Origin of the sequence: Acinetobacter sichuanensis (genome assembly GCF_003024515.2) — a bacterium.
In the GTDB taxonomy this organism is placed as follows: Bacteria; Pseudomonadota; Gammaproteobacteria; order Pseudomonadales; family Moraxellaceae; genus Acinetobacter; species Acinetobacter sichuanensis.
This window is the reverse complement of record NZ_PYIX02000079.1, coordinates 1-5,739: the sequence shown is the minus strand read 5'-3', so window position 1 is coordinate 5,739 and position 5,739 is coordinate 1. Positions and strand designations below refer to the sequence as shown.

Annotated in this window: 8 protein-coding genes; 6 read left to right on the top strand and 2 right to left on the bottom strand. The window is 38.0% G+C overall.

Annotated features, from left to right (window positions below; translation table 11 throughout):
- Nucleotides 1-758 precede the first annotated feature (758 nt).
- Together C9E89_RS21205 and C9E89_RS21200 are read left to right on the top strand one after the other, a co-directional pair.
- Nucleotides 759-1,037 carry a type II toxin-antitoxin system RelE/ParE family toxin gene (locus tag C9E89_RS21205; protein ID WP_087704769.1) on the top strand — a complete coding sequence of 93 codons (279 nt, stop codon included), beginning with the start codon at nucleotides 759-761 and terminating at the stop codon, nucleotides 1,035-1,037.
- Between the two features lie 10 nt (nucleotides 1,038-1,047).
- Nucleotides 1,048-1,344 (top strand): HigA family addiction module antitoxin, encoded by a 297-nt coding sequence (locus tag C9E89_RS21200; RefSeq protein WP_213069658.1) that lies wholly within the window; start codon nucleotides 1,048-1,050, stop codon nucleotides 1,342-1,344.
- A 22-nt stretch (nucleotides 1,345-1,366) separates the two neighbouring features.
- On the opposite strand, the gene C9E89_RS21195 is transcribed toward C9E89_RS21200, so the two are convergent.
- Together C9E89_RS21195 and C9E89_RS21190 are read right to left on the bottom strand one after the other, a co-directional pair.
- The gene (locus tag C9E89_RS21195; protein WP_107010122.1) at nucleotides 1,367-2,074 is read right to left on the bottom strand and encodes a tetratricopeptide repeat protein; all 708 of its coding nucleotides are present in this window, start codon (nucleotides 2,072-2,074) and stop codon (nucleotides 1,367-1,369) included.
- A gap of 417 nt (nucleotides 2,075-2,491) precedes the next feature.
- Nucleotides 2,492-2,917, bottom strand: coding sequence for a conjugal transfer protein TraD (locus C9E89_RS21190; RefSeq protein WP_107010121.1), 426 nt, complete (start codon nucleotides 2,915-2,917; stop codon nucleotides 2,492-2,494).
- Nucleotides 2,918-3,198: 281 nt separating this feature from the next.
- On the opposite strand from C9E89_RS21190, the gene C9E89_RS23420 reads away from it, so the two are divergent.
- The 4 genes from C9E89_RS23420 to C9E89_RS21175 all read left to right on the top strand — a co-directional run bounded on the left by C9E89_RS23420 (nucleotide 3,199) and on the right by C9E89_RS21175 (nucleotide 5,677).
- Nucleotides 3,199-3,354, top strand: a complete 156-nt coding sequence (locus C9E89_RS23420) for a hypothetical protein (protein WP_169031083.1) — start codon at nucleotides 3,199-3,201, stop codon at nucleotides 3,352-3,354.
- Nucleotides 3,354-4,283, top strand: coding sequence for a MobA/MobL family protein (locus C9E89_RS21185; RefSeq protein WP_032491912.1), 930 nt, complete (start codon nucleotides 3,354-3,356; stop codon nucleotides 4,281-4,283). Before C9E89_RS23420 ends, C9E89_RS21185 begins: the two co-directional genes overlap by 1 nt.
- Nucleotides 4,280-4,780, top strand: coding sequence for a hypothetical protein (locus C9E89_RS21180; protein WP_107010120.1), 501 nt, complete (start codon nucleotides 4,280-4,282; stop codon nucleotides 4,778-4,780). Before C9E89_RS21185 ends, C9E89_RS21180 begins: the two co-directional genes overlap by 4 nt.
- An 81-nt stretch (nucleotides 4,781-4,861) precedes the next feature.
- Nucleotides 4,862-5,677, top strand: coding sequence for a hypothetical protein (locus C9E89_RS21175; protein WP_107010119.1), 816 nt, complete (start codon nucleotides 4,862-4,864; stop codon nucleotides 5,675-5,677).
- The last annotated feature ends 62 nt before the right edge of the window (nucleotides 5,678-5,739 follow it).

The following is a 5,739-nucleotide window of genomic DNA, read 5'->3' as shown; positions in this document are numbered from 1 at the left end:
GTAAATTCAGCGGTACGCAGTTATTTGATGGAACTAACATCAAGTAACGAAGATCATAAGGTTTGGCGACCGTTATGATTTCACCAAAAGGCTTGTACCTGAACTCTATTTTCACAATAAACAGTGTTTATATCAAGCCTCAAAATGATAAGTCTTCGTTAATTCGTGTTTTAAACCATCAAATAAGCATCCTAGATCGAGCTTTGCCCGCTTCTGCGTGTCCGTTTTACGGTCGGCATGCATTACGTGTGGTAGGAATAAGTGTCACTGGCGTATTGTAGCTATAGTCGAAAGGCTAAACCGCTTACAGGGGAACTTCACATAGGCGGAGCGTTGGGAGTAGTTACATAGGACTTGTTAAGTTGCATGTTGGGGAAACCCTCGCAGAGATACAGGCAATGTAACGACAGGGAGCGCGTGGAGCGAAGTGCAAGACTTTGAGTCCTTGTCTGCATAGTCAGCAAAACTATGTGCGGATACGACCGATATACGTGGCTCCGAAGCCAAATATATACAGGTAAATCGGCAATACTTAGGGGATAGGTCATTTTTTTAAATGACTGCCCTTAGGGTGAGTATTGCCGAAACTCTCTCAACCGTTCACCAAAGCCAAAGCACGAAGTGCGACGCTTTGGGGGCGAGTTGAGAGAGTGAGCACATTTGTTTTTAAGGCTTTTGATTTTATTTGATTCTATATTTCTGTATAGTTTTACTGAACGAATTGCTGTATATTAAAACTATACAAAGGATGATTTTTTGTGATTGTAGATTTTAATCATAAGGGACTGGAACGATTTTTTAAAACCAGTTCTACAGCAGGTATTCAGTCTGTTCATTCAACCAAGTTAAAAAGACAATTAACTGCTTTGAATGAAGCGCAAAGCATTGATGAAATGAATTTTCCTGGATGGAAGCTTCATCCTTTGAAAGGTAAATTAAAAGATCATTGGTCAATCACTGTGAGTGCCAATTGGCGTCTGACTTTTATTTTTAAAGATGGTAATGCGTATATCGTGGACTATCAGGACTACCATTGAGGTGAATATGATGATGAATAATCCAGCTCATGCAGGTGAGTTAGTGTCAGAATGGTTAGATGGCTTAAAAGAAGAAGGACAAGCGATCACCATTACAGAACTTGCTGAACGTATTCAAGTGACACGTCCTTTACTTTCTCGAATTATTAACGGTAAAGCGCCAGTGACCGCAGATGTAGCTTTACGCTTGCATGATGCTTTGGGAATCAGTGCAGACCTGTTAATGCGTGTTCAATCTAAGTATTCACTTTGGATGGAATCACAAAAACAGCGTCCACAGATTCAACCATTTTTTGTTAATTGTTAACTAAAAATATTAATAAATTTTATTAATGTGGGTTTAGGATTCGGTATTCATCACAACCTTGTTGATTTCCATTGTCGCAGGATTGTTTAAACCACTTTTTAGCTGTATTTAAGTCCTTACCTATACCTCTTCCATTTAAGTATATAAGGCCTAAATTATACTGAGCGTCTGTATCCTCTTGAGCAGCCGCTTTCTCGTACCAAAATTTAGCGGTATTGAAGTCCTTATGCCCACCTTGGCCTTGAGTATACATAAAGCCTAAATTATTCTGACTCCTTATATCCCCTTGAGCAGCTGCTTTTTCGTACCAAGCCTTAGCGGTAGCAAAGTTTTGAGGAACGCCTCCACCATAGTAATACATAGTACCTAAATTATACTGAGCCTCTGCATGACCTTGAGCAGCCGCTTTTTCGTACCAAGCCTTAGCGGTATTAAAGTTTTGAGGAACACCGCTCCCGTTGTTATATATAACGCCTAGATTAACTTGGGCATCTAACTGACCTTGAGCAGCAGCTTTTTCGTACCAAGCCTTAGCGGTGGCAAAGTCCCGGGGAACATCTTCACCATAGTGGTACATACGGCCTAAATTATATTGAGCTTCTGCATCATTTTGCTGAGCTTTTTCTAACAGTATTTCAAATTGCGTTCTATCTGGTTTCGGATTGTCATCAACATCTGAGCAGGCTATCAATAATACCGTTAAAAATATTGATAAATTTTTCGTTTTCATATCGTTAAAATTTAATAAAAATAGATTTTTTAATGAGGGTTTATTCTCATTTTTTTAAATAGTTAAGCTATACCATTACTATTTTTAATCTTATCTGCAATAAGATAGCTTTCAGTAGCACTTAATATTTAGTTTCATATTACAAATGTTCTGATTCAAATATCAGAAATTTATTATTCGTTAGATGGTGTGCATGAAATACTAAGAATAGCTTATTTAAGTATTTTAATTTAAGTTTTCCTACAATTAACATAATGCAGATTATACGAAATGCAAAATATTATTTCTTATAATTCATAGCCTTATCGTATCCTAAAAAGCCTAAGTATGCCTACTTGGGCTTTTTTAATGATTTTTCATGTTCCACGATCAATAAGTGAGCAATGTTCCACGGTTTTAAGTAGCTTAACTGCATAATCAATTACTTTGTTTTTCAGTCTTTTTACGTTGATTTAACACCTCTTGACCTAAGTCTTTCCAAATCTGCCATTTCATATCGTTAGGATCAATCTCCGCTGTTTTAAGTAGTATACCGAGCAGTTCGGCGGGGTCCCGTTTATCCAGGTTAGCAATTTCAAACAGTGCGCCTAACTGAATCAAGTGACGTGTACGCGCTTTACGTTCAGCTTCTTTCTCTGCATTCAGTAATTTTCTAACTGCTACTTTTTGCTTATTCGCTCGTTCTATGGCTTTTTCGGCTTTAATCAAAGCATTCAGTTTTTTCTCTTGGTCGGGTGTACGGTATTGGATTTTGGCTAATTCCAATAAAAGTTTTTGAACATCACTAGGACTTTTTAAAGCAGAAATATAGGTGATTTTTTCAGATAGCCAATCATTATTCATATTTGATTCCATTAATTCAGATGCCGCAAAAGCACAGGCTCAATTCTCAAAGAACGATAACAAAATAATTACGTCCGATGTCCGCAATTTTGTTAAAGTTCGTTCTAGAGAATTTCGCCTGTACTTCCATCAAAAGTTTGATGGCGCGCTTAGACGTTTCTCAATTTCATTGAGAAACCTAAGCACGTTAGGGACTTCATCCCTAAAACCCTGAAACTTCTTTTTTTCATTCAATTGAAAATTGAATGAAAAAAAGAAGTACCAACGCTAGGAGCAACAACATGCAACTAAAACAGGTATGGGGAAAGATCAAAGATATTATTTTTGGCGTGATCGCAGCACCGCTACTCATCCTCATTATGGTACTTGCTTCGATATTCGATCAAAGAGCGTTTAAGAAGGAACGCAACCAAAAAAAGGAACAGGATAAAACCTAATGGCGATTGCTCGTTTAAGTGTCAAAGTTGGTAAGGCAGGCAAGGCAGCACCGCATGCCGAATATATAGATCGGGACGAAGAAAAGAAGCTGAAACAGGAACAGGCAGAAACCGATCTTGAACATAGTGCTTATGGAAACATGCCGAAATGGGCAGAACATAATCCGATTAACTTTTGGCAGGCAGCCGACCTTTACGAGCGCAAAAATGGCAGTACCTATCGAGAATATGAAATTGCCCTGCCTAGAGAGATGAATGCCGAGCAACGCCTAGAACTGGTTGAGGACTTCATTCAGTCTGAAATTGGCTCAAAATATCCGTATCAGTTTGCGATCCATAACCCTAAAGCAATGGACGGCAACGATCAGCCTCACGTTCACCTCATGTTTAATGAACGTCTACAAGATGGAATCGAGCGAGATCCAGAGCAATATTTTAAACGCTATAACAGCAAGAATCCTGAACGTGGCGGAGCTAAAAAAGACAATACAGGCAAGACTTACCAGGAACGAAAAACCGATATTAAAGACCTACGCCAAAGATGGGCAGATTTATGCAACAGCCATTTAGAAAAACACCAAATTGACAGCCGTATTGATATGCGAAGCTACAAAGAGCAAGGCGTAGAGAAAGAACCCGAAAAGAAACTATTACCAAGCCAAGCTAAAGACCCTGAAATCAGGGAAGCCTTGCAACAGTCACGTATAGCCTATAAAGAGCTTGAGCAACTAGATTTAGGCGACCCTAAAAAAGACCTGAAAGACCTCAAAAACAGCCCAATTTCAGACAAAGAAATTAAACAGGGTATTGAGAGCTTTAAGGCTGATTTTGACAGCTTTAAACAGCTTGCTTTGGAACAGTACAAACAACAGCAGAAATTAGAAAGAGAGCAACAGAAAACAATGAAGTTTAGAGGGATGAGCCGATGACACCTGATGAAAAAAAGCTATATGCACTGATGGCAGTTGCAGAACAACAGCAGAACCTAGTCAATCAGGCCGTTAAAGAGCTTCAAATCACGAAAGAACACATTCAAAGCACTATTGCTGGGCAAACCCACCACACTATATCAAAAGCGGTAAATGATGGCTTACAGGACGGTACAGCAGAACTTATTAAGACCGCTAAAGCGCTTGGACGCTTGAAAAACTCGATTGAATCAGCCAGTGATCAATTTTCATGGAAGTTAATCACCACTTTCTTAGGTGTTTTTTCAGTTTTCATACTGACTATGACATGGTTATTTGCATCTTATATTAAGCCTTTAGAGAATATTCCAAAGATCGAGAGTTTAAAGCAGCAAGGTATTCAGTTTGATATTCAAAGTTGTGCCGTTGGAGACGAGTCCAAGCCTTGCGTCCGAGTGATGAAAGAGCAGTGTGGCTATGGGAAGCATGGGGATTTATGCGTTATTGACCCCAAATAGCTGAATCTGAAAATGAAGGCTCTAAGCACTCATTTATAATTTTTATTATGTTTAAAATTAGTGGAAGTTAAGGAAATTATTATGTTAAAGCAATCAAGTTTAGAAAGAACAGAGTTTAAGGAAGAAGAACTTGCGCCCATTAAAAAGCTTGATTTGAATGATTTGAAAGTTCCTATGCCTAAAAATCTTGATCAGTTGCTGATTTGGACATCCGAACTTGCTCAATATAATTATGCTCAATTCCTTGACCAATCCGAACAGCTAAAACTTGTTGATGAAGACAATCTGGAAGAACAGGCGGAAATCAGTCAGAAGCTTAGGTTCTATAGAGGTAATGCGCTTATAGAAAACCAAATCAAAGATTTCTATTTGAAAAAGTTACTTGATCAAGGAGAGGCAACAGTCAAAGGTTATATTAAAAGTCCGACTAAGAAAAATACCCGATATGCTGTAATTTCTTATCATGACTATGATTTTGTAAGCTTTGCTACTCCAGAGATTCTTAAAAAATTTCCAGCCGATCTCATCAATTTCGTGCAAAAGGAAACACCTAAGACATTAGCGGACATATATCCTGAAGAAGCCGTGTTCTTATCAGCCATCAAAAAATTTATAAAACCTTTTAAAGAACAGTATAAAAAATTGGCTGATAAGAACAGGGAAATTAAGGAGCACAATACAGTTGCTCATAAAATTTATATAAAAATTAAAAATAAGGAAGCAACTCTGCAAAAGCCAACAGAGTCAAAGCCTAAAGAATCTAGTCCAAAGACTACTGAAAATAGTGCTGTCCCAGTAGAGATGAAGCAGGGAACCATTCAGAAAAATATGGCTCCACAAGAAAAGCCAATTACTGTAATTAAGAAGCGAAAATTTGCTTTAAACAAGGATAAGTAACTTGTAATTTAAAATTATAAACAAAAACCCCTCTAAGTCTTGCAACTTAGAGGGGTTTTCAA

What these genes read in the sequence shown, in the direction of transcription:
- C9E89_RS21200 (WP_213069658.1), top strand. Translation starts at nt 1,048, where the DNA reads ATGATGAATAATCCAGCTCATGCAGGTGAGTTAGTGTCAGAATGGTTA.
- C9E89_RS21195 (WP_107010122.1), bottom strand. Translation starts at nt 2,074, where the DNA reads ATGAAAACGAAAAATTTATCAATATTTTTAACGGTATTATTGATAGCC.
- C9E89_RS21190 (WP_107010121.1), bottom strand. Translation starts at nt 2,917, where the DNA reads ATGAATAATGATTGGCTATCTGAAAAAATCACCTATATTTCTGCTTTA.
- C9E89_RS23420 (WP_169031083.1), top strand. Translation starts at nt 3,199, where the DNA reads ATGCAACTAAAACAGGTATGGGGAAAGATCAAAGATATTATTTTTGGC.
- C9E89_RS21185 (WP_032491912.1), top strand. Translation starts at nt 3,354, where the DNA reads ATGGCGATTGCTCGTTTAAGTGTCAAAGTTGGTAAGGCAGGCAAGGCA.
- C9E89_RS21180 (WP_107010120.1), top strand. Translation starts at nt 4,280, where the DNA reads ATGACACCTGATGAAAAAAAGCTATATGCACTGATGGCAGTTGCAGAA.
- C9E89_RS21175 (WP_107010119.1), top strand. Translation starts at nt 4,862, where the DNA reads ATGTTAAAGCAATCAAGTTTAGAAAGAACAGAGTTTAAGGAAGAAGAA.